This is a genomic window from Mesorhizobium argentiipisi (SeqCode) (genome assembly GCF_037179585.1).
Classification (GTDB): Bacteria; Pseudomonadota; Alphaproteobacteria; order Rhizobiales; family Rhizobiaceae; genus Mesorhizobium; species Mesorhizobium argentiipisi.
In genome coordinates this window covers 15012-36956 of the sequence record NZ_JAPYKO010000005.1, presented here as the reverse complement: position 1 = coordinate 36956, position 21945 = coordinate 15012, and the positions used below count along the sequence as shown (strand labels likewise).

At 56.8% G+C, this 21945-nt stretch carries 20 protein-coding genes and 3 pseudogenes; 20 read left to right on the top strand and 3 right to left on the bottom strand.

All coding sequences use genetic code 11. From position 1 onward, the window contains the following. Positions 1-47: 47 nt before the first annotated feature. The 3 genes from O7A05_RS09950 to pcaF are packed head-to-tail and all read left to right on the top strand — an operon-like array spanning position 48 to position 2905. Positions 48-905: a CoA transferase subunit A gene (locus O7A05_RS09950; RefSeq protein ID WP_337092843.1), complete on the top strand. Its 858-nt coding sequence runs from the start codon at positions 48-50 to the stop codon at positions 903-905. Then, entirely contained in the window at positions 902-1699 is a 798-nt protein-coding gene (locus O7A05_RS09945; RefSeq protein ID WP_337092841.1) for a CoA-transferase subunit beta, read from the top strand. Before O7A05_RS09950 ends, O7A05_RS09945 begins: the two co-directional genes overlap by 4 nt. After that, entirely contained in the window at positions 1700-2905 is a 1206-nt protein-coding gene (gene pcaF / locus O7A05_RS09940) for a 3-oxoadipyl-CoA thiolase (protein WP_337092840.1), read from the top strand. A 180-nt stretch (positions 2906-3085) separates the two neighbouring features. Here pcaF and O7A05_RS09935 read toward each other — a convergent pair. After that, a pseudogene (locus O7A05_RS09935) lies at positions 3086-3665 on the bottom strand (ATP-binding cassette domain-containing protein); the annotation flags it as partial. 12 nt (positions 3666-3677) lie between these two features. Here O7A05_RS09935 and O7A05_RS09930 point away from each other — a divergent pair. Next, positions 3678-4169, top strand: a pseudogene (locus tag O7A05_RS09930) (transposase); the annotation flags it as partial. Here the strand turns inward: O7A05_RS09930 and O7A05_RS34385 are convergent. After that, positions 4162-4326: a helix-turn-helix domain-containing protein gene (locus O7A05_RS34385; protein ID WP_415926987.1), complete on the bottom strand. Its 165-nt coding sequence runs from the start codon at positions 4324-4326 to the stop codon at positions 4162-4164. The pseudogene O7A05_RS09930 and the gene O7A05_RS34385 overlap by 8 nt on opposite strands. Positions 4327-4566: 240 nt before the next feature. Here O7A05_RS34385 and O7A05_RS34380 point away from each other — a divergent pair, with 240 nt between their 5' ends. From O7A05_RS34380 to O7A05_RS09870, 12 genes and pseudogenes are all read left to right on the top strand, one after another. After that, complete coding sequence (locus tag O7A05_RS34380; protein WP_415926990.1) at positions 4567-4782, top strand: 2Fe-2S iron-sulfur cluster-binding protein; 216 nt, start codon at positions 4567-4569, stop codon at positions 4780-4782. A gap of 291 nt (positions 4783-5073) precedes the next feature. After that, positions 5074-6690: a GMC family oxidoreductase gene (locus O7A05_RS09920; protein WP_337092837.1), complete on the top strand. Its 1617-nt coding sequence runs from the start codon at positions 5074-5076 to the stop codon at positions 6688-6690. 2 nt (positions 6691-6692) lie between these two features. Next, on the top strand, positions 6693-7187 hold the full coding sequence (locus tag O7A05_RS09915; RefSeq protein ID WP_337092836.1) for a hypothetical protein: 495 nt from the start codon (positions 6693-6695) through the stop codon (positions 7185-7187). A gap of 112 nt (positions 7188-7299) precedes the next feature. Further along, positions 7300-8622, top strand: coding sequence for an NAD(P)/FAD-dependent oxidoreductase (locus O7A05_RS09910; RefSeq protein WP_337092834.1), 1323 nt, complete (start codon positions 7300-7302; stop codon positions 8620-8622). Between the two features lie 720 nt (positions 8623-9342). Next, the gene (locus O7A05_RS09905; RefSeq protein ID WP_337092833.1) at positions 9343-10644 is read left to right on the top strand and encodes an ABC transporter substrate-binding protein; all 1302 of its coding nucleotides are present in this window, start codon (positions 9343-9345) and stop codon (positions 10642-10644) included. Positions 10645-10715: 71 nt separating this feature from the next. Continuing rightward, positions 10716-11651, top strand: coding sequence for a carbohydrate ABC transporter permease (locus O7A05_RS09900; protein WP_337093080.1), 936 nt, complete (start codon positions 10716-10718; stop codon positions 11649-11651). Between the two features lie 9 nt (positions 11652-11660). Then, entirely contained in the window at positions 11661-12503 is an 843-nt protein-coding gene (locus O7A05_RS09895) for a carbohydrate ABC transporter permease (RefSeq protein WP_337092832.1), read from the top strand. Positions 12504-12514: 11 nt separating this feature from the next. Further along, a complete protein-coding gene (locus tag O7A05_RS09890) occupies positions 12515-13579 on the top strand; it encodes an ABC transporter ATP-binding protein (protein ID WP_337092831.1) in 1065 nt (354 codons plus the stop codon). Between the two features lie 108 nt (positions 13580-13687). Further along, positions 13688-15193 carry an aldehyde dehydrogenase family protein gene (locus O7A05_RS09885; RefSeq protein WP_337092830.1) on the top strand — a complete coding sequence of 502 codons (1506 nt, stop codon included), beginning with the start codon at positions 13688-13690 and terminating at the stop codon, positions 15191-15193. Positions 15194-15211: 18 nt separating this feature from the next. Continuing rightward, positions 15212-16021 carry an aspartate dehydrogenase gene (locus O7A05_RS09880; RefSeq protein ID WP_337092828.1) on the top strand — a complete coding sequence of 270 codons (810 nt, stop codon included), beginning with the start codon at positions 15212-15214 and terminating at the stop codon, positions 16019-16021. A gap of 79 nt (positions 16022-16100) precedes the next feature. Then, positions 16101-16850, top strand: a complete 750-nt coding sequence (locus tag O7A05_RS09875; RefSeq protein WP_337092827.1) for an electron transfer flavoprotein subunit beta/FixA family protein — start codon at positions 16101-16103, stop codon at positions 16848-16850. A 23-nt stretch (positions 16851-16873) separates the two neighbouring features. Continuing rightward, positions 16874-17812: pseudogene (locus tag O7A05_RS09870) on the top strand (electron transfer flavoprotein subunit alpha/FixB family protein). A gap of 238 nt (positions 17813-18050) precedes the next feature. On the opposite strand, the gene O7A05_RS09865 reads toward O7A05_RS09870, so the two are convergent. Continuing rightward, positions 18051-19061: a helix-turn-helix domain-containing protein gene (locus tag O7A05_RS09865; RefSeq protein WP_337092826.1), complete on the bottom strand. Its 1011-nt coding sequence runs from the start codon at positions 19059-19061 to the stop codon at positions 18051-18053. Positions 19062-19363: 302 nt separating this feature from the next. On the opposite strand from O7A05_RS09865, the gene pcaD reads away from it, so the two are divergent. The 4 genes from pcaD to pcaG are packed head-to-tail and all read left to right on the top strand — an operon-like array spanning position 19364 to position 21938. After that, the gene (pcaD, locus tag O7A05_RS09860) at positions 19364-20173 is read left to right on the top strand and encodes a 3-oxoadipate enol-lactonase (protein ID WP_337092825.1); all 810 of its coding nucleotides are present in this window, start codon (positions 19364-19366) and stop codon (positions 20171-20173) included. Continuing rightward, a complete protein-coding gene (gene pcaC / locus O7A05_RS09855; RefSeq protein ID WP_337092824.1) occupies positions 20166-20579 on the top strand; it encodes a 4-carboxymuconolactone decarboxylase in 414 nt (137 codons plus the stop codon). Before pcaD ends, pcaC begins: the two co-directional genes overlap by 8 nt. Further along, positions 20569-21324, top strand: a complete 756-nt coding sequence (gene pcaH / locus O7A05_RS09850; protein WP_337093079.1) for a protocatechuate 3,4-dioxygenase subunit beta — start codon at positions 20569-20571, stop codon at positions 21322-21324. Before pcaC ends, pcaH begins: the two co-directional genes overlap by 11 nt. Then, on the top strand, positions 21324-21938 hold the full coding sequence (gene pcaG / locus O7A05_RS09845) for a protocatechuate 3,4-dioxygenase subunit alpha (protein WP_337092823.1): 615 nt from the start codon (positions 21324-21326) through the stop codon (positions 21936-21938). The genes pcaH and pcaG overlap by 1 nt, the downstream gene beginning before the upstream one ends. Positions 21939-21945: the final 7 nt, after the last annotated feature.

The window sequence follows — 21945 nt, the reverse complement described above, 5'->3', positions numbered from 1 at the left end:
TAAACATATGTTCGCAATACGAACTTTTTGAGTCCGGAGTTCCTGCGATGGTCAAGTTTCTGCCGCTCAAACAGGCTGTGGCCGAGAACCTGCATGATGGCGACACAGTTGCCTTCGAGGGCTTTACCCATCTGATCCCGACGGCCGCGGCGCATGAAGCCATCCGCCAGGGCTTCCGCGATCTGACGCTGATCCGCATGACGCCCGACCTGATCTACGACCAGATGATCGGCATGGGCATGGCCAGGAAAATCATCTTCTCCTATGTCGGCAATCCCGGTGTCGGGCTGCTCAGGCGCGCCCGCGACGCTATCGAGAACGGCTTTCCGCGGGCCATAGAGGTCGAGGAACATAGCCACGCCGGCATGGCCAATGCCTATGAAGCCGGTGCGGCTGGCTTGCCTTGCGCTGTCTTCCGTGGCTATCGCGGCGCAGGTCTTGCTTCGGTCAATCAGAACATCAGATCGGTCACCTGCCCCTTCACCGGCGAAGTGCTCGCTGCCGTTCCGGCCATCCGCCCCGACGTCACCTTTATCCATGCGCAGAAGGCCGACCGCAAAGGTAATGTGCTGATCGAAGGCATCATCGGCATCCAGAAGGAAGCTGCCCTAGCGGCAAAGCGCGCCGTGGTGACGGTCGAGGAAGTGGTCGACAGCTTCGACGATCTTCACCCGAACCTCACCGTGTTGCCAAACTGGACGATTGCCGCCATATCGGTCGTTCCAGGCGGTTCGCATCCGTCCTACGCGCATGGCTACTATGTCCGCGACAACGCCGCCTATCTCGAATGGGATGAGATCGCCGCGGACCGCGAGCGCTTCCAGGCGTGGATGCAGGCAAACGTCCTCGAAAGCACGGCGGATGACTTTGCCGCCCGCGTCGAGCATCTGAGGAAAGCGGCATGAGCGGCAGTCTGGGTTTCACCCCCAACGAGATGATGACGATTGCCGCCAGCCGGGCGCTGAAGAACGACGATGTCTGCTTCGTCGGCATCGGCGCGCCGTCGGCCGCCTGCAACGTCGCGCGGCTTACGCACGCACCCGACATCACGCTGATCTACGAGAGCGGCACCATCGGCACCGCGCCCGACGTGCTGCCGCTGTCGATCGGCGATGGCGAACTCTGTGAAACCGCCGTCACCACCGTCGCGGTGCCGGAGATGTTCCGCTACTGGCTGCAGGGCGGCCGCATCTCGATCGGCTTCCTCGGTGCGGCCCAACTGGACAAGTTCGGCAACATCAACACGACGGCGATCGGTGACTATGCCCATCCGAAGACCAGGCTACCGGGCGGCGGCGGCGCGCCAGAGATCGCCACCTCGTCGAGAAAGATCTACATCACCATGGCGCAGTCTAAACGCGGCATGGTCGAGACAATCGACTTCTTCACCTCATTCGGCCATGGCGAAGGCGGCGATCATCGCAAGCGCCTCGGCATCGAGACCGCGGGCCCGACGCTTTTGGTCACCGACCTCGCCATCTGGAAGCCGGACCCGGTGACCAAGGAGTTCACTGTCGTGTCGCTGCATCCCGGCGTCAGCCGTGAACAGGTGCAGGCGACCTGTGGCTGGACGGTCAAGTTCGCAGCGGCACTTGACGAGACGCCGGCGCCGACGGAACTCGAATTGAAGACTTTGCGCGACCTGCAGGCCCGCACCAAGGCAGCGCATGAGGGAACCGCCAAAGGGAAGGCTGCATAGATGGCCGAGGCCTATATCTGCGACTACATCCGCACCCCGATCGGCCGCTTCGGCGGCGCGCTGTCATCTGTGCGTGCCGACGACCTCGGCGCGATACCCCTGAAAGCCCTGGTCGAACGGAATTCCGGTGTCGACTGGGCTGATGTCGACGACGTCGTCTATGGCTGCGCCAACCAGGCCGGTGAGGACAACCGCAACGTGGCGCGCATGGCGCTGCTGCTAGCCGGCCTGCCCCAGGACATTTCCGGCTCGACCGTCAACCGCCTCTGCGGCTCCGGCATGGATGCCGTCACGATAGCGGCGCGCGCCATCAAGGCCGGTGACGCCGAGTTGATGATTGCCGGCGGCGTGGAATCGATGAGCCGGGCGCCCTTCGTCATGCCGAAAGCCGATACGGCCTTTTCGCGCAATGCCGAGATTTACGACACCACCATCGGTTGGCGCTTCATCAATCCGCTGATGAAGAAGCAATATGGCGTCGATTCCATGCCCGAGACCGGTGAGAACGTCGCCGAGGATTTTTCGGTGTCGCGCGCCCACCAGGACGCCTTCGCCGTGCGCAGCCAGGACAAGGCTGTGGCCGCTCAGGCCAATGGCCGGCTGGCGAAGGAGATCACTTCGGTGACGATCCCACAGCGCAAGGGCGATCCTCTGCTTGTGTCGAAGGATGAACACCCGCGCACGGGCACGACGATCGAAGCGCTGGCCAAGCTACCGACGCCGTTCCGGCAAGGTGGCACGGTGACGGCCGGCAATGCGTCCGGCGTCAATGACGGCGCTGCAGCCCTCATCATCGCCTCGGAAGCCGCTGCGAAGAAATACGGCCTGGAGCCGATCGCTCGCATCCTCGGCGGTGCCGCCGCCGGCGTCGCGCCGCGCATCATGGGCATCGGCCCTGCGCCGGCGACGCGAAAACTATGCGCGCGCCTCGGCCTGACGCCGAAGCAGTTCGACGTGATCGAACTCAACGAAGCCTTCGCCTCCCAAGGCATCGCCGTGCTCCGCCAACTCGGCATCGCCGAGGACGCGGAGCACGTCAATCCGAATGGCGGCGCCATCGCGCTTGGCCATCCGCTCGGCATGTCGGGCGCCCGCATCACCGGCACGGCGGCACTCGAGCTTCGCGAGCGCGGCCGCAACTATGCCTTGGCCACTATGTGCATCGGCGTTGGCCAGGGGATAGCCATCGCCCTTGAACGGGTTTGACAGTTCCCGCCGGTCAGTAGGGAAGGCCGACATAGTTCTCGGCCAGCGCCGTCGATGCCGCTTGCGAATGCACGAGATAGTCGAGCTCGGCCTCCTCTGCCATTACAGTCTCCATTTTCCCACAAACCGATTGACAAACCAGCGCAGGGGCAACTGTTGTATATGTCTGGCTTTGAACTGCTATTGGATTTGCATATGACTTTCGATTTCGGCTTCGAGCTCGGCCATCGCTTCCCCCCTGCCATGAGATCGGTGATTTCTTCACGTGACTTCTCGCCTCGACGGAAGTCTGCGGCCTTCGCACCTCGGATCAGGACGGCAAAGTGGTCCCCTACCGTTAGCGCATGAACCACGTTGTGGGTGATGAAGATAACCGCAAGGCCACGCTTTCTGGCCTGGAGCACAATCCGCAGCACGTGGGCAGCTTCCTTCACCCCAAGTGCGGCCGTGGGTTCGTCCAGTATGAGAACACGCGCACCGAAGTGGACCGCGCGAGCGATCGCTAAGGACTGGCGTCCCCCCCAGACAGTCCCCCTACCAGGCGGTCGCCATCATCGATTCGAGTGATCCCGAACTCTCTGACGGCTCGCACTGCGATCTCGTTTGCCGTCTTCCGATCGTAGACCTTGAATGGACCGAAACGTCTAGTGGGTTCGACACCTACGAAGAAGGATCGACCGATGCTCATCAGTGGAAACGTTCCACCAAACTGGTGCACCGTTGCGATACCCTTCTCGCTCGCTTGCCTAGGGCTCTTGAAGGCGATCGCTGCCCCATCCATCTCGACTACGGCTGGTTCCGCGACTTTGCGCGGCGCTTTCTGTTCCAGACTATCCACGATGTGGCGCTGATGCTGGATCGCGTGCGAGCCGGGCGCGAGGCCAGTCCCACGGCTGGCGTGATCGACAGCCAGTCGGTCAAAGCTCCGCAAGCTAAACAAGGTGTTACGACGCCGGCAAGAAGATTGTCGACCGTAAGCGACACATTGCTACCGATACGGATGGGCGGCTCCTGATGGTCAACCTTACCACCGCCGATATCTCCGACAGTGCCGGCGCTCAGGCGATCGTGGGTGCCGCCGGCTCGTCGAGCGGACCTACGGCTGGATGACAAGATGGCGTGCCTCGTGCGCGACTACGAGCAACGCATCGAAGTCTCGCAAGCCATGATCCTTGTCGCAGTGGGCGGCAATCTCATCCGCCGAAACGCTCATTCGAGAATTTCAAAACGGACTCTCTGCACCTCGGCAGTCATGGCTATGTAGAGGATCGAGCAGACAGGCGTCGGAACTCGGTTGGAGAAACGCCAGCATTGGTCGTAAAAAACCGGGTAAAATAGGCGGAGTCATCGTAGCCAAGCCGGTAGGATATTTCTTTAACGCTTAGATTTGTATTTGACAGGTAGGACCGTGATTGCTCCATAATCCTCTACTTTACGTTTGCGTACACGCTCTTTCCAGTTGATGAAACCGAGATTTTGTTTAGATTTGATGCGGAAACTTTAAGGCGATCAGCATAAAATTGAACATCTTTGTGAGTCTTATAGTACTTGTCGATAAGGTAATATAACTGCTTCACTTTGTCGAATTCGTTGATCTCTCCATCGTCGATAAACCATGTTCCGTACAGGCTCGGCCGGACCAGTCCTTGCTCGATGCGCTGATGAGCGCAGGGATCGAGATGATCTACGACTGTCAACGTGGCGAATGCGGGCTTTGCGCGGTCAAAATTCTTCAACTGGAGGAGGGAACAACGGTCGACCACTGTCTTCAGCGATCGAGAAAAACACGAAAACCAATACATGTGCAGTTGCGTCTCGCGATTGACCACCGGTCTCACCGTGATCGATATCGGCTATCGCTGACAAGGGAGAAATAGTCACTGCATCGGTTGAGGCTGGTTTAGACGACGTCGCCTCTTAATCGAAAGTGATCGGGCCGGTCAGGTCGCTGCCTCCGCAGGCCCATGGCCTGGCCAATGCAGAAATGTCCAAGGATTAATTAGATTTTTCTATTGTCTCCGATGATCGACTGTCGCTACCGTCCACTCGTCATTAGAACTTCGAAACGCTTGAGCGACGACGCTCAGTCCAGTTTCGCTCTCCTCAATGCCATGGTCGCTGGAAGCGGGGACCGGGAAGTGGCAAGAGGACACCATATGGGTAGGACAATGGACGCGGCTCTGGAAGAAGATGTTTATGATGCGGTAATTATCGGCTCTGGGCCGTCGGGGGCGATAACCGCACATACACTCGCTATGGCAGGTTTCAGGGTCATTTGTCTGGAGCAGGGAGACTACGCGCTTTCGTCGGATTATGCCGCCAACCACGACATGTGGGAACTCGTTGCCCGGGGTCATTGGCAGGCTGAACCAAATCGCCGGGGAAATCCGGCTGACTATCCTTTGAACGTCTCCGATACCGATCTTGCGCCATCGATGTACAATGCGGTTGGCGGTTCCACCATCCACTATAGCGCTCTCTGGTCTCGGCTTGCACCGTCGGATTTTCGCGTTCGTACTCTTGATGGCGTCGCCGACGATTGGCCGATTAGCTATGACAAGCTTGCTCCATTCTACGACGAGGTCGACGATTTTATCGGTGTGTCCGGCGTGGAAGGCGACACGGCTTATCCCGAAGGACTTTCGCCTAAGTTGCCCCCGATGCCCCTCGGCAAGCTTGGCTTGAAAGCCGCAGAGGCAATGAACGAGTTGGGCTGGCATTGGTGGCCACACGCAAATGCGATCCCCAGCCAAAAGATTGGCTCGCTTGCAGCATGCGCGCGTTGGGGCACCTGCATACAAGGGTGTCCCGAAGGTGCCAAAGCGTCGTTCGACATGGCATATTGGCCCGCGGCCATCAAAGCTGACGCTAAGTTGGTCACCGGTGCTCGTGTTTCCAGGATTACGACAAATGAGAGCGGTGCTGCGACGGGTGCTGCGTGGATCAGCAAGGGAACGCAGTATCACACCCGGGCCAAACAGGTCGTTGTTTGCGCCAATGGCATCGGCACGCCAAGGCTGCTTCTGCTTTCGGCGAGCGAGCAGCATCCTCATGGGCTGGCCAATTCATCCGGACTGGTGGGCAAAAACCTGATGCTGCACCCGAATTGTACCGTTATCGGCTACTATGACGAGGATCTGGAATCCTGGCGCGGTCCTGTCGGGTCCGTCATCAGTTCAATGCAGTTCTTTGAAACTGATCGTTCTCGCGGCTTCGTGCGTGGTCCGAAATTGCATGCCTGTCCAACGCCTGGGCTGCTGTTCAATGGTATCGACCCCCACAGGCTTTTGCCATTCGATGCGCTTTGGGGTGCGAACTTCCATCACGTCATTCGGGATGCACGGAACGCGATCTTCTGGGGGGCAAATATCGACGACCTGCCAGAAGAAAGCAATCGGGTTACCCTGGATCCCGATCTTTGCGATGGTGATGGTATTCCCGCACCAAAAATCAGCTATCGGTACAGCGAAAATACGTTGAAGATGCGCAGCTACGTCATGGGGAAGCTTGTTGAAATTCATAAGGTGGCAGGGGCAAAGAAGCTTGTTGAGATCGTTGACTTGAAAGGCGAGCCCGGGCACCTGCTCGGAACCGGCAGGATGGGTCAAGATGCCAAGACCTCCGTGGTTGACGAATATGGCCGAGCTCATGACGTCCCCAATCTGGTCATCTCCGACGGGAGCATATTCGTGACCGGCGGCGCCGCGAACCCGACCAGCACGATTGCGGCGCTCGCGCTACGCAACGCAAAACAGCTTATCGCGACTTTAAACGAGGCAAATTGACGATGGTTACTGTTCAGCAAGCCCACACAAATGAGCGCCTTTCCGTTTCCATGCCCCGGCAGGCTCCTCCTCGCAACTTCACCGACAGGGAAATGCAAACGCTGCGGGTTGTTGCCGACACTTTGATACCGGCCGCCAACGGAAATCCGTCCGGTAGCGGCCTCGCAAAGTTCGAAAGTCTCGTTACCCGCGCGGCGGCAATCCTCGACAAACACTTCGCCACACTGACGGCAATCCTCGGCGAGCTGTCGGCGATCCCTTCGGAACAGATGTGGGACCGGCTTCGTGAATTGGAGGCGCAGGACAACGAGACCTTTTATCTCCTCTCCACGTTGCTCGCAGGTGCTTATTTATATTCCGATGAGATGAAAGCCGAACTGCAATACCCCGCACCACATCGAAACCCTCCTGGTCTTTTCGATGCCGCAGACGAACTCTCAACCGGTATTCTAGACCCAGTGATCGAACGGGGGCCAATCTTCGTTCGCGTCGATTGAGGCGAAAAAGTAGGACATGGGCCCGCGCCGTATCGAGCGCCTCATAGAACCCAGTTCATCACGTCATTGTTGAAGAGCACTGCACCATCTTGAATGGCTAGAGGATCTTCTGATGTCCATTGCGGGCCTAATCGATCCGTCGATGCAATCGGTTATTTGGAGCAAGACCCTCGCCGAGCCGATCATCCGCTTCCCCACATTGGAAGAAGACCAAATTGCCGACGTTTTGGTGATTGGAGGTGGGTTTTGTGGTCTGAACGCCGCAATCCATGCAGCACGCCATGGTGCCAGCGTTGTTCTTGTCGATGCGCGAACTGTGGGCGCGGGTGCATCCGGAAGAAACGGCGGCAATAGCATCCCACATTTCCCGGGGACGATGACACCTTCAGACGTTGCGTCGATCCTCGGTGCGAAGAAAGCGCAGGCTCTTTGCGAACTGGTCGTAGCAGGCTCGGACATGGTTTTCCGGCAAGCGGCTGAATTTCAAATCAACTGCTCGTCTGCGCAAAATGGCTGGATGCAGCCGGCGCACTCACAACACTCACTGCCAAAGGTTCGGCGCGCCTATGAAGAATGGAAGGCTTTCGGAGCGCCGGTCGAGTGGCACTCCGCTGCTGATACCCACGACCTCCTTGGCGCCGTTGGCTACGTCGGTGGCTGGTCGAACCCGACCGGCGGCTCTGTCAACCCCTACGGCTTGGCGCTGGGGCTTGCACGGGTAGCGGTGAAGGCGGGTGTTCGTATTTTTGAGAATACGCCAATGCAAAGGATCGAACAAACGACTACCCTGCCGGTCGCGGTTTGCGGCGAACTACGGGTGAAAGCGAGCATCATCCTTATCGCCACCGGCGGCTACACTGAGGATGTCTTTAAAGAAGTACAGCGCTCTGCAATCCCTGTTAATCTTTATCAGGTTGCAACCAAGCCGCTGCGCAAAGAGCTTCGGGCATCTATCTTGAAAACCCAGATGTGCTTTTCAGATCGCCGTAAGTCTGGCGGATTCGGCAGGCTAGATGCCGAGGGCCGGTTAATCACGGGAGGGGCTGTGTTCGCACTTGGCAACAGCAGACGCTACGGTGAAAGTCACGCTCGCACCCGACTGAAACTCCTCTACCCGCAGTTATCGGAGCAAGACGTCGCCCTGGAGGCCTACTGGGAAGGGTTTTGCGCGATGTCTGAATCACACCTCCCCCATGTCTTGCGGCTTGGAGCCAACGTGTTCTCGCTCGTCGGGTTTTCGACCCGCGGTCTCAATCTAGCTCAAAACCTCGGTCGGCTTCTGGGTGAGTTCGCAGCTGGGAAAGCAGCGTTGGAGGACGTACCGGTGGCACTTGTGGAGCGTAGGCGAGATATTGCTTACTGGCCCATCAAATCCTGCGCCGCGCGTTACATTTTCCCATGGTTTCAGGCACAAGACCGCTTAGGTCTATCGTAGGATCTCGCCTGGTCTTCGCTCGAGGAGACGCCTTAGAACCCGCCGTTGAACGTTGAAATCACGTTGTGCCGGCTGAATTGAGCAGTGACTACGGGCGGATCGGCATTCTTGTTAACAGCACTGGCATCGTCACATATTGGCCGGTCGCCGAATGCAGTGACGAGGAATGGCAGCGCGTCCTCTCTGAAAATCGAAAGGCCCGGGGAAGCACAGCAGGCCTGGTTAGCTCACTGCGGCAGCTCGGGACACAAACCAAGCTCCAGGATTTTCGCCACCAGACGCGCAGCATGCATACGCCCGCTGTCAGCTACAAGCCCCATCGTCTTTCCTGCCGAGATCATCGCCGACACGATCTGGCTGTAATTTCGGCTCCCGCTGAGCCGACGGAATGCCGCAGGAACCCGGCATGTTAGCTTCCTCCGAGACCATCTGCCGTTTGGGTAAGAAGATTCGGGGGTCGACCTGTGGTTGACGCGACAGAAGCACTTAGTCCAATGTTTTGTTGGATTTTACCATTGTCTGATAGCAGGTTGCATGGTTACCTTGATCAGGCTGCGGTGACCCAAGCTTCCGGGACGGCCAGTACACATGGAGCAACGGAATATAGCCGCGATAGCGGTGCTGCATTTCGGATGGTAGCCGCAGAAGACGGCGCCACCTGGCTCGCACAGGAATGTCACGACAGTCATAAACCATACGGGAACAATGGTGGAGGCATACATGTCTAACGGTATCAATCATTGGGAAATGAGCCGCCGAACGGCCTTGAAGGCTGCTGCTGCGCTGTTCGCCGCCTATAATCTCAGTTCGTCTGGAGCGCGTGCCGCTAGTGGCAAAAGCCTCAACATTCTGAATACGAATCTGCTTTTTTGCGATGTCTTGGCAAAGGTAATCCCGAAGGTTTATACCGATGCGGAAATCACAGCCGAAGAAATTCCTCAAAATGAGCACTATGAAAAGCTGCTGGTTGAGATGTCGCAAGGTTCCTCGACCTACGATCTCTTAGTCTTGGATAATATGTTTTCTCATCAGTTTCTTGTTAATAAGTGGGTGAAAGCGGTTGATGATATCAAAGCTGATGATCCATCACTTCCGCCCTTGAAGTACGAAAATGTCGCCCCGGCGTCTTTGAAATATCTGCAGTATGACGGCAAAAATTTCGGCATACCGATGACGCTTTCGACTCCGATCTTCGTCTATAGAAAGGATTTGTTCGAGGCCAAGGGCCTTTCGGTGCCCACGAACTGGGACGATTATCGAAAATGCGCTGAGGCGCTTCACACCGATGAAGTTGCTGGCAATATCTTGCTGCTCGGCGGCCAGGACGCTCACATGTCGGGGGACTGGGCGACCCGTCTGATGAGCATGACAAAGCTGGGTCCGGACGACGATGGCGTGCTGGACAGCGAGCTCCGGCCGGTGTTCAATTCGGAGGGCCAGGGTGCAAGGGCCATCGAGCGAATTAAGGAAGTGCTCCCGTTTGCGCCGAAAGGTGCCGAAGGTCTCGATTATCCTGATGGCGTCTCGCTTTTCTCGCAGGGAAAAGCCGCGATGTTCATCAGCTGGTCGGATGTGTTCGCTGGCATGGAGAACGGCCCATTGAAGGGCAAAATTGGATATGCAGCCGTTCCAAGTGAGAAATACCAGCAGCAAATGACCGGCGGCCTTTCACTGGCTGTCAGTGCATTTTCGACGAATCCGGGCGAGGCCTACAAATTCCTGGATTGGATGCTGAAGGGCGAGGGCTACAGGCTCTTTCTGGAGAACGGCGAGACAAATCTTGTGCTGAAGTCGCAACTTGAAAATCCGGCAGTGCGGGCAAAAATTCCGTCTCTGAATGTGTACGAGGATTTCAAGAAGCGAGGGACCACTACGATCGCGTTGACCCCTTATCGAGCTCCGAACGCGGTTGAAGTGCAGCGCGTTTTATACGAAGAAATTTTAGCCGCCGTCCTCAGCAGAAAGACCCCTGAACAAGCGATGAAGGACGCCGAAGTTCGCGTCCAGGGTGTTATCCGCTAAGTTCGCACAAAATGTATAGAGGAATGGCCCCTGGAGGTCATTCCTCTCGTGTACGGGGAATCGTCGTGAGCATGACGGATTCAATTTCGACGGCAGAAGTGGGTGGCGATAAGGCGCAGAGGGCAGGGGAGCGCCGCGCCGGCTTGTTGCTTCTCACTCCGGCTTTCGTTCTGATGAACGTCGTCGGTTTTTTCCCGATGGTGTATTCGCTTTACATTTCACTGACGGACTACAACCCCTCGCACGGCGGCGTTGCTCGCTTCGTAGGCCTGGGAAACTACGCCAAGGCATTTTTCGATCTGCAATATTGGCATGCCCTGGGGCTCACTTTTGTTTTCGTCACACTGAGTGTGACGTCGTCACTGATACTCGCTGTGCTGTTGTCCCTGCTCTTCAATATGCGTTATCCCGGATTTTTCTTGTTACGCACGATTATATTGATTCCGATGTTGATTACGCCAATCGCGGTTGGGATTGTGTGGCGTGTCATGATGATGCCGGATCTCGGAGTGCTCAACTACATTCTAACCGTCATTGGCTTGCAGCCGCAGCTATGGACTTCCTCATCAAACACCGCGCTCCTGTCAATTGTGCTCGTGGATATTTGGCAATGGACGCCCTTTATGTTTCTTATCGTCTTTGCCGGCATTTCTTCGTTGCCAAAGAGTCCGTTTGAGGCTGCCGCGATCGACGGGGCGGGTGCCATAAGGGTATTTTTCTCAATAACCTTGCCGCTCCTCAGACCGGTCATCGTTATCGCAACCCTCCTGCGCATCGTGGATGCTTTCCGGACATATGACGCTGCATTCATTATGACTCGAGGAGGTCCCGATTTCGCAACCGACCTCGTTAGCGTTTATCTGCAGAGAGTAAACTTCCGAGTTTTTGATCTTGGCTACGGCTCCGCGTTGTCGTGGATCACCCTCGTGATCCTCACTGTCATTATTTTGATCTTTACGAAGCTCTCCGGTTTCACACGTATCATTTCCGAAAAAGAAGGCCGGTAGGAGTTGTCAATGTCCGTACATCGAGCCCCTATTGGCCGCTTCTCCAAGATGATCCTTGTCTACATGCTGGCGCTTCTTGCCACTGCTTTTTTTGCTTTCCCGATTTTTTGGATGGTCACTGCCTCTTTGAAAAGCGACCAGAGTATTACAGCGTACCCGCCGGTATGGGTTTTCGCTCCGAGTCTGCAAAACTATGTCAAGCTGGTCGAAGAACTTGGCATAGTGAAAATGTTCATCAACAGCGCAGTCATAGTAGGTTTGTCCACATGTCTGGCAATGGTCTGCGGAACGCTTGCCGCCTATGCGCTGGCACGATTCGATATAAGAAACAAACAGTTGATCGCGTTCGAAGTTTTATCAATCCGCATGTTGCCGCCGATCGTTAGCGTTGTTCCGATGTTCATCCTGGCTCGCTGGCTTGGTGTGTTCGATACTTACTGGTTGCTTATCGCCGCATATGCCCTTTCCGGTCTCCCTTTTGTGGTTTGGGTCATGCGCGTCTTCATTCAGGACATTCCGCAGTCAATCGAAGAAGCCGCGTTGATCGACGGTTGTTCAAGGCTTGAAGCTTTTTGGCGAGTGATGTTGCCCCTGCTGTTACCGGGGCTGGCCGCGACCATGGTCATCGTTTTCATGTTTGCCTGGAACGAGTTTCTCTTGGCGTCGATGCTGACATCGAATGCGGCCAAAACGCTGCCGGTCATAGCGGCAAATACTTTAAACGCAAAATCCATTGCGTGGGGCATGGCCTCAGCGGCGGGGGTCATCATGTCACTGCCTGTCGTCGTGCTTGTTCTGCTGATGCAACGCTATCTCGTTCGCGGCCTGACGCTAGGCGCGGTAAGGGGCTAAAGGAGGTTATCGTGGGCATTCAGATCAGGAACGTGCAAAAGCGGTTCGGCGTCGTTACCGTCGTCAATGGGGTGTCGGTTGATATTGCCGATGGTGAGTTTTTCGTCATGCTGGGCGAGTCAGGCTGCGGGAAAACGACCACACTGCGAATGGTCGCAGGGCTAGAATTGCCTACATCCGGCTCCATTCATATTAATGGCAAAGACGTGACCTTTGCAGAGCCCCGACATCGCGACATCGCGATGGCATTCCAAGACTATGGGCTATACCCGAACATGACGGTTTTCGAGAACATCGCGTTTCCGTTGAAGATTCGTAAGGTGCCACAGGCCGATCGCCGCAGAAAGGTCGAGGAAACAGCCGGTAGGCTCGGGATTGCCGATTACCTTAGCCGCAAGCCCTTTCAGCTTTCCGGTGGTCAACGGCAGCGCGTTTCGCTTGCTCGAGCTCTGGTTAGAAATCCCAAGGTCTTCCTGATGGATGAGCCACTTTCGAATCTTGACGCTAAGCTTCGCGCAGTCATGAGGACGGAGATCAAGAAGCTTGTCTCCGACCTCGGGATCACGACTATCTATGTAACCCACGACCAGATCGAGGCTATGTCCATGGCCGATCGCATAGCGGTTATGCGGAGAGGCGACATGGTACAGGTCGGATCACCGCTAGAAATCTATGACAGGCCTCTGACACGCTTTGTGGCGGACTTTATGGGATCGCCACCTATGAACCTTTTTCCTGCATCTCTGAAGAAGCCGGGTCGTCCGACCTGTCAGATACAAGAATTTGTAGACTCTATTCCCGATGACGAGCAGTCTTTGATCGCGGGTAGACTAGATTCAACAGGTCAGTTCAGCGCCGGCATCCGACCTGAACATTTGAAGCTTGTCCAACCAGGTTCTACCGGCTCTGCGCGTGCGGTCGTGGATTTTGTCGAACCATTGGGTCAGACCACCAACGTATATCTGACGGCGGGAGAAACCCGTTTCATTGCGGTCACAGATCGATGCGATCGGCAGGTGGGTGATGTGGTTGGCGTGTACGCCCCGCCCGAATTCGTGCGTGTTGTAGCCAATTAGAAGCACTTTCTGTTCTCGGCGGGATGCATTCAGGCAGGTTGTTGAGACAGCCGGCATTTCGACTTTTGACGATGACTTACTGGAATTGATTTCCGATGGAGGCCCATCTTGCTGCAGACCCAATCCCATCTTTCGCCCCGTATTTACGGCCATTTTATCGACGGCGTGCTGTTTGATCCCTCACAAAACTTGATCGACCGGCATTCACCGGTGAATGGATCACTGCTTGCACGCTTTTCGGACGGCACGCCGAAAGATGTTGATGACGCCGTCTCGGCAGCGGTGAGAGCATTCCATCGCGAGGACTGGGCGGATCTCACCGGTTCCGCCCGCGCTAAGTTGCTCAATAAATTTGCCGACTTGATCGCTGACGATGCGGACCATCTCGTCCGGCTGGAGGCGGAAGAGGCATCTAAAGCAATAAAGATGTCCGTCCATGAGCTTGCAATGGTTGTTGAAATGACCCGTTTTGCGGCCTCGCTTGCCGTCACGGCGAAAGGTGAAGCGCATACGCAGTTGGGTCCTGGAGTACTTGGTCTCGTCACGAAAGAACCGTCCGGGGTCGTTGGAATGATCGTACCGTGGAACTTTCCGCTGGTCTGCCTTTTCCAGAAACTTCCCTACGCGCTCGCTGCCGGCTGCACTGTGGTTATCAAGCCATCGGAACTGACCTCCAGCACCGCCCTGGAAATCGCGAAGCTGGCGACGAAAGCCGGTATTCCTCCGGGTGTTATCAACGTTGTGACAGGCAACGGTGCGATCGTGGGTGAAGCTCTCACCGGCCACCCGGATGTTTCGATGATCTCGTTCACCGGATCCACTGCCGTCGGACGACGGATCGGCGCAAAATGTGGCGAGAGCGTAAAACGCGTTGCGTTGGAGCTTGGAGGAAAAGGTGCGAACATCGTGTTTGCCGATGCGGATCTCGACGCCGCACTGGATGGCATCCTTTTTGGTTTTGTCTTCAATCAGGGCGAGGTCTGCGCAGCCGGAGCGCGCTTGATCATTGAGGACAGCATTGCCGATGACTTCGTGTCGAAACTTGCGGAGCGTGCCAAGCTGATCAATGTCGGCCATCCCACGGATGAGCAGGCCGACATGAGTGCGCTTATTCACGAAAGCCACATGCACAAAGTCCTTGCTTATATTGCAGAAGGCCAAAAGGAAGGGGCTGTCGTGATTTGTGGCGGACAGCGTCTTCGCGGTCAGGAGTACGATGACGGCTATTTCATTAGTCCGACCATCCTGACAGAAGTCACGGCAGACATGCGAGTTTTCCGAGAGGAGATATTTGGACCGGTTCTATGCGTCACAAGATTCAAAAGCCTGGAAGAGGCAATTAGCCTTGCTAATCTCACAGAATATGGGTTGGCAAACGGCGTGTGGAGCAAGGACATCGACAAGGTTCTTCTGACCACGCGGAAGCTGAAATCAGGGACCGTTTTTGCCAACACCTATCTGGAGGGGGCCGTGCAGCTGCCGCAAGGTGGCGTCAAGCAAAGCGGTTTCGGCCGTGAGAACGGCCTGGACGCGCTTCATGAATACATGGAGACCAAGCAGACCTACGTGAAGTTGGGCCCCCGTCTACCAATCCTTGCCCACACCATCGCGTAATTCTTCGGAGGATCTGTTTTGCGTAACGATAGAAGGCGCATCGCCGTTATTGGTTTTGGAGCGATGGTACGCAGCTTGCAGGCGTCGTTTCGTAGGTCTGGAGATCATTTTGGAGTAGCAGCGACGTTGGTCCCTATGGAGTTCGCCCCGGCGCCGAGCGAACTGGGCGGCGTGAGGCTCTTCAATGACGTTGCGGAACTGATCGATTGGCATCCCTCACTCGTTGTTGAATGCGCAAGTCACGACGCTGTCCGTGACTTCGTCCCCGCATTGTTGCAAAAAGGAATCGACACGATCATCGTTTCCGTGGGCAGTCTGAGTGACAAGACACTGCTTGACAGCCTTGAAGCCGCCGCGACAAAGGGAGGTAGTCGCCTAACTGCAGTATCAGGTGCCATTGGGGGGCTTGATGTCCTGAGATCGGCAAGAAGCGCGGGACTAAGCTCCGTCGCATATACCGGAACCAAACCACCCAACGCCTGGACGGGTACACCGGCAGCGGATGCAGTTGACTTGGCGTCTCTTAGCCAGCCGACAGTAATATTTAAAGGCAATGCAGAGCAGGCTGCACGACTTTATCCCAAAAACGCTAATGTGACCGCTGCGATCGCCCTCGCTGGCATCGGCTTCGATGCAACCAGCGTCGTATTAATTGCAGACCCTAATGCGACTACGAACCTCCATCGAGTAGTGGCGACAGGTGCTTTTGGCAGTTTCTCGATTGAGCTTCAAAACAAGCCTTTGCCAGATAACCCAAAAACATCCTTGTTGGCGGCTTTAAGCATCGAAGAAGCCATTGTTCGGCACTTTAGAGCGATCGATGTTTAACGGCTCGGCTTGTCCTTGTCGGTTGAGTACGCCATCGGACAGAAACGTTTCGTGCATAAGAAAGTATTGAAGGAACTCCATGAAGATATTGGTTCCCGTCAAACGGGTAGTTGATTACAACGTAAAGATCCGCGTCAAGCCGGATGGCTCGGGCGTCGATCTGACCAACGTGAAGATGTCGATGAACCCGTTCGACGAGATTTCGGTCGAAGAAGCGCTTCGTCTGAAGGAAGCCGGCAAGGCTGACGAAGTGGTCGTCGTGTCGATCGGCCCGGCCAAAGCCGAGGAGACACTGCGCACCGCGCTCGCCATGGGCGCCGACCGGGCAATCCTGGTCGAGACTGAGGACCAGGTCGAGCCGCTGGCGGTTGCCAAGATTCTCAAGGGTATCGCCGATGCCGAAAACCCTGGCCTGATCATTGTCGGCAAGCAGGCGATCGACGACGACTCGAACCAGACTGGCCAGATGCTGGCCGCCCTTCTCGGTTGGGCCCAGGCGACCTTCGCCTCGAAGATCGGGATCGGCGATGGCAAGGCAACCGTGACCCGGGAAGTCGATGGTGGCCTGCAGCCGATCGACATCAAGATGCCGGCGGTTGTCACGACTGACCTGCGCTTGAACGAACCACGCTACGCCTCGCTGCCCAACATTATGAAGGCCAAGAAGAAGCTGCTCGACAAGAAGTCGCCAGCCGATTTCGGCATCGACACTGCAGCCCGCCTCAAGGTTCTGAAGACCGAGGAGCCGGGTGGCCGCAAAACCGGAATAAAGGTCAAGTCGGTTGCCGAGCTCATCGACAAGCTTAAAAACGAAGCCGGCGTCCTCTAAGGTCCGGAAAACGAGATCTCATCATGCGCATTCTTCTTCTGGCGGATCACGACAACGCCACCCTGTCCGACCTGACCGCAAAGGCGCTGACAGCGGCTTCCAAGATCGGCGGCGATGTGCATGTGCTGGTTGCCGGCAAGGGCGCCAAGGCTGCCGCCGATGCAGCTGCAAAACTATCCGGCGTTTCGAAGGTACTGCTTGCTGAGAGCGACGATCTTGCCAACAATCTCGCGGAGCCCTTGGCAGTCCTCATCGTCTCGCTCTCCGGCACTTACGATACCATCATCTCGGCCGCCACCTCCGTCGGGAAGAATGTACTTCCGCGCGTGGCCGGTCTGCTCGACGTCCCGCAGATCTCAGAGATTATCGAAGTCGTTTCGGCCGATACTTTCAAGCGTCCGATCTATGCCGGCAATGCCATCCAGACGGTGCAGGTAGCCGACGCCAAAAGGATCATAACCGTGCGTACCTCTTCATTTGCCCCCACCGCCTCCTAAGGCCCCCTTGCTGCCGTTGAGAAAATCTCAACGGCAGCTCTTTCTTCTTCTCTCTCGGCATTCGTCAAGGATGAACTGTCAACATCGGACCGACCTGAACTGACCTCCGCCAAAATCATTATTTCCGGCGGCCGTGCACTCGGCACCGCGGAAAAGTTCCGGGAAGTCATGCTTCCCGTCGCCGACAAGCTCGGTGCCGCCGTCGGCGCTTCGCGCGCCGCGGTGGATGCGGGCTACGCGCCGAACGACTGGCAGGTCGGCCAGACCGGCAAGGTCGTCGCCCCGGAACTCTACATCGCCTGTGGCATCTCGGGTGCCATCCAGCACCTCGCCGGCATGAAGGATTCGAAGGTCATCGTCGCCATCAATAAGGATGAGGAAGCCCCGATCTTCCAGGTCGCCGACTACGGTCTCGTGGCTGACCTCTTCGAGGCCCTACCGGAGCTGGAAAAAGGGCTTCTATAGAAACGTGCTGGACTTCTTTCAAGACACGCATGACTGCTTAGCAAAAGTCTGGAAAGAGGGATGGATACGAGCCTCGCATCTACGTGAAAGTCTCGATCGCTCGCTCGCCGTAGAATAGGTCTGCCGCGCCGCCTGACATTCGCGTCCGGTCCAGGAGCGGCTGCTTGGCAAGCTGAAGCCCCTGTCATCCATCGAACGCTGACCTCGGCTGCCCAGCACCGCTCACCACCTTGAAACGTCAAGATTCGGCTTCGGGTGGTATCTGCCCCCCCCTCGACGCTTGAATCTGATCGATGGGCAGGGCTTGTTCGGCGATCGGGCCTTTGGTTGCCAGCCGACGAAACGCGATTGGCGATAGGCCCGTGTTCGTAGTGAAAAATCGAGTGAAGTAAGCCGCATCATCATACCCGAGCGTAAAGGATATTTCCTTTACGCTCAAGTTTGTATTCGCCAAATACGAACGAGCTTGCTCCAAACTGCGCACCTTTATATTTGAGTGTACCGTTTTACCAGTTGCCTGAACGGAGATCTTATTAAGATTTGAAAACGACATGTTCATTCGGTCAGCGTAAAATTGCACATTCTTATGGGTTTTATAATACCGGTCGATAAGTTGGGATAATATTTCAATTTTACTCTTTCCTGTCATGTCGACAGTGTCGCCCGTCTTAACGCCGAACTGAAGCACATTTCTTTCAGCAACAATCCTTAGAAATTCGACTATGAAAGAAAGTATTGCTGCTTCTCGTGCTATGATATAGGGATAGGTTTCCGTGCTGTGCTCATATATAACACGTTCTATTGCTGTCAAGACTTCTGGATCTCGATCTCTTTCGATCTGTTCGATAATGGTTATATGTTTTGCCAGGTCACTGGCTAAAAAGCCCTTCTGAGCTATTCTATCAAAATAAGCAGTGCTAATCGTTATTACGTGACCAAATGTTTTCGTATCGACGTAGGAGTCGAAACCATGCTCAATGTTCGGCGGTATCATAACAAGACTATTGCTTCCAAAATGATGCTGTCCGTCTTGATATATAAGCGTCGATCGCCCCTCCGAAATATAGACGAACTGATACAAATCGACATGCACATGCAAGTCGATATTTGACATTAGATTGTTACTTCTAACGAGAATCGACTCTGCATTTGAGAATATTGATCGACCAAACTCAGGGCTCTCGCCGTAGAGAGAATAGGCTGGCGCGCGGCTTGAGTCATTTACACGCGGCTTCGTTGTTTTCTGCATCGCGGATCACCTCTCAAATCTCAAACTCCAGCATTGCGGGAATGAGGAGAATGTCCAACATGATGTTGGATATTACCATTGCCCGCTTTGAGCGAAAGTGATTTCTTCAACTCAGGCATGGATTGAATGGCTGCGTTTTACGCAACCTTTAGTTGACGATTGTCGATGCTTCAATACATCCGTGAAGCATGTCCTGCGGGCTCCACCGAGTATCCAGGGTGGCCGAAGACGGAGGGCCGCTTGGGGAAACCGGTCGGAAACAGGCCTCGCGTTTGTGCAATGTGGGAAGGAGGACCGAAATCATGCCATTTGACACCATCGGCGGCATCACGCTGCACCATCGCCACATCAAGGCGGCTGGCAACGCGGGCCCGATCGTGTTCATCAATTCGCTCGGCACCGACTTCCGGATATGGGACCAGATCCTGTCGAACCTGGACGGGGAAATGCCGCTGCTGGTCTACGACAAGCGTGGCCACGGGCTCTCCGATAGCGGCGACATCAGGTCGATCGACGATCATGTCGATGATCTCTCGCACCTCATAGATCATTTCGGGCTGGGCAAGGTCGTGCTGTGCGGCCTGTCGGTCGGCGGTCTGATCGCGCAAGGGTTTTATATCAGGCACCCTGACATGGTCGAAGGCTTGATCTTGTGCGACACGGCACACAAGATCGGCACGCCCGAGAGCTGGAACACGCGGATTTCGGCCGTCGAGCGCGACGGCATCGAGGCGATCGCAGACGGCGTAATGAAAGTGTGGTTCACGCCGAATTTCCATGACGCGCGCGCTGCCGACCTTGCTGGATACCGCAACATGCTGACCAGGCAGGCGCTGCCTGGCTATGTCAAAACATGCATGGCGGTCCGCGACGCTGATTTCTCCCACGCGGCACGCCGCATCGCCATACCGACGCTCTGCGTCGTTGGCGACCAGGATGGCTCCACGCCTCCCGATCTTGTTCGCTCGTTGGCCGAGATGATCCCTGGTGCGCGCTTCGAGATCATCCGCGAAGCCGGACACATTCCCTGCGTCGAACAGCCTGAAGCACTGACCGCCTTGATCCGCGATTTTGTCGCATCGCTTGCCCCTGGAGCAGAAACCCATGGATGAAGTCCCCGGCAACTCAGCCAGATATCGCAGTGGCCTCGCAGTCCGCCGGTCCGTGCTCGGTGACCGCCATGTCGACCGGGCCGCGAATGCCGCCACCGATTTCGACCGGCCTTTCCAGAACCTGATCACCGAGGCGGCTTGGGGAACCGTTTGGGCGCGGCCGGGCTTCACCCGGCGCGAGCGCTCGATCGTGACGCTGGCCCTGCTTGCAGCACTCGGCCATGACGAAGAGGTCGCCATGCATGTGCGCGCCACGGCCAACACCGGTGCTTCGCGCGACGATATCTGCGAAGCGTTCCTGCATGTCGCGATCTATGCCGGCGTACCGGCGGCCAACCGCGCCTTCAAGATCGCCAAGGGGGTATTTTCGGAGATGGACGAAAGCCAGAATGTCCATGCCCGCTAACTCCGGTTCGAACCGCGGGCCCGAGACCGGGGCCTTCTTCCAGCGTGACCGCAGCTGGCATCCGGCTGCGCTGACGCCCGACTACAAGACGTCCGTGCTGCGCTCGCCGCAGAAGGCGCTGCTGGCCTTCGACGACACGGCGTCGGAAATCACCGGTCCGGTTTTTGGCCATGCCATTCTGGGCGAACTCGATGCCGACCTGATCCACAATTTCGCCAGGCCTGGCGAGAGCGCCATCGGCGAGCGCATCATCGTCTATGGGCGGGTGCTGGACGAGCGCGGCCAGGGTGTATCGGGGGCGCTACTCGAATTCTGGCAGGCCAATGCAGGCGGCCGCTACCGCCACAAGAAGGACGGCTATCTGGCGCCGCTCGATCCGAATTTCGGCGGCTGCGGCCGCACCATCACCGACGCCGATGGCAGCTACGCCTTTCGCACCGTCAAGCCCGGTCCCTATCCCTGGCCGAACGGGCCGAATGACTGGCGCCCATCGCACATCCATTTCTCGGTGTTCGGCCATGGCTTCGCGCAGCGGCTGATCACGCAGATGTATTTCGAAGGCGACCCGCTGATCTGGCGCTGCCCGATCGTGCATGGCATCCGCGACAAGGCGGCCGTCGAGACGCTGATCGCCGCGCTCGACATGCAGGCGACGATCCCGTTCGACGCGCGCGCCTACAAGTTCGACATCGTGCTGCGTGGACGCCGCGCCTCGCTGTTCGAAAACCGGCCGGAGGGCAATTGATGGCGCAGTCGCTCACCCGGCTGAAGGAGAGCCCGTCGCAGACCGCCGGGCCCTACGTGCATATCGGTCTGACACCCAATTTCGGCGGCATAGACGGCGTCTATCCGACCGACCTCGGCGCGACACTGGTAAACGACAAGACCAAGGGGGAGCGCATCGGCCTCAGGATCCGCGTGCTGGACGGCACCGGCACCCCGCTGAGGGACGCGCTGATCGAAATCTGGCAAGCGGATGCGAATGGTTTCTACAATTCGCCGGCCGAATTGCACGGCGATGCCGATCCCGATTTTCAGGGCTGGGGCCGTCAGCCGAGCGACATGGAGACCGGCCTGTGCAGCTTCGAGACGATCAAGCCGGGACGCGTCCTGTGCAATGACGGGCGGTGGATGGCGCCGCATATCAGCCTGTGGATCGTAGCCCGCGGCATCAACATCGGCCTGCAGACGCGGCTGTATTTTTCCGATGAGGCGCAAGCCAATGCGCAAGATCCGATCCTGGCGCGCATCGAGCATCGCGTCCGCGTGCCGACGCTGATTGCCGAGCGCCAGGGCAACATCTACGTCTTCGACGTCCATCTCCAGGGCGACAAGGAGACGGTCTTCTTCGACAGCTGACCTAACC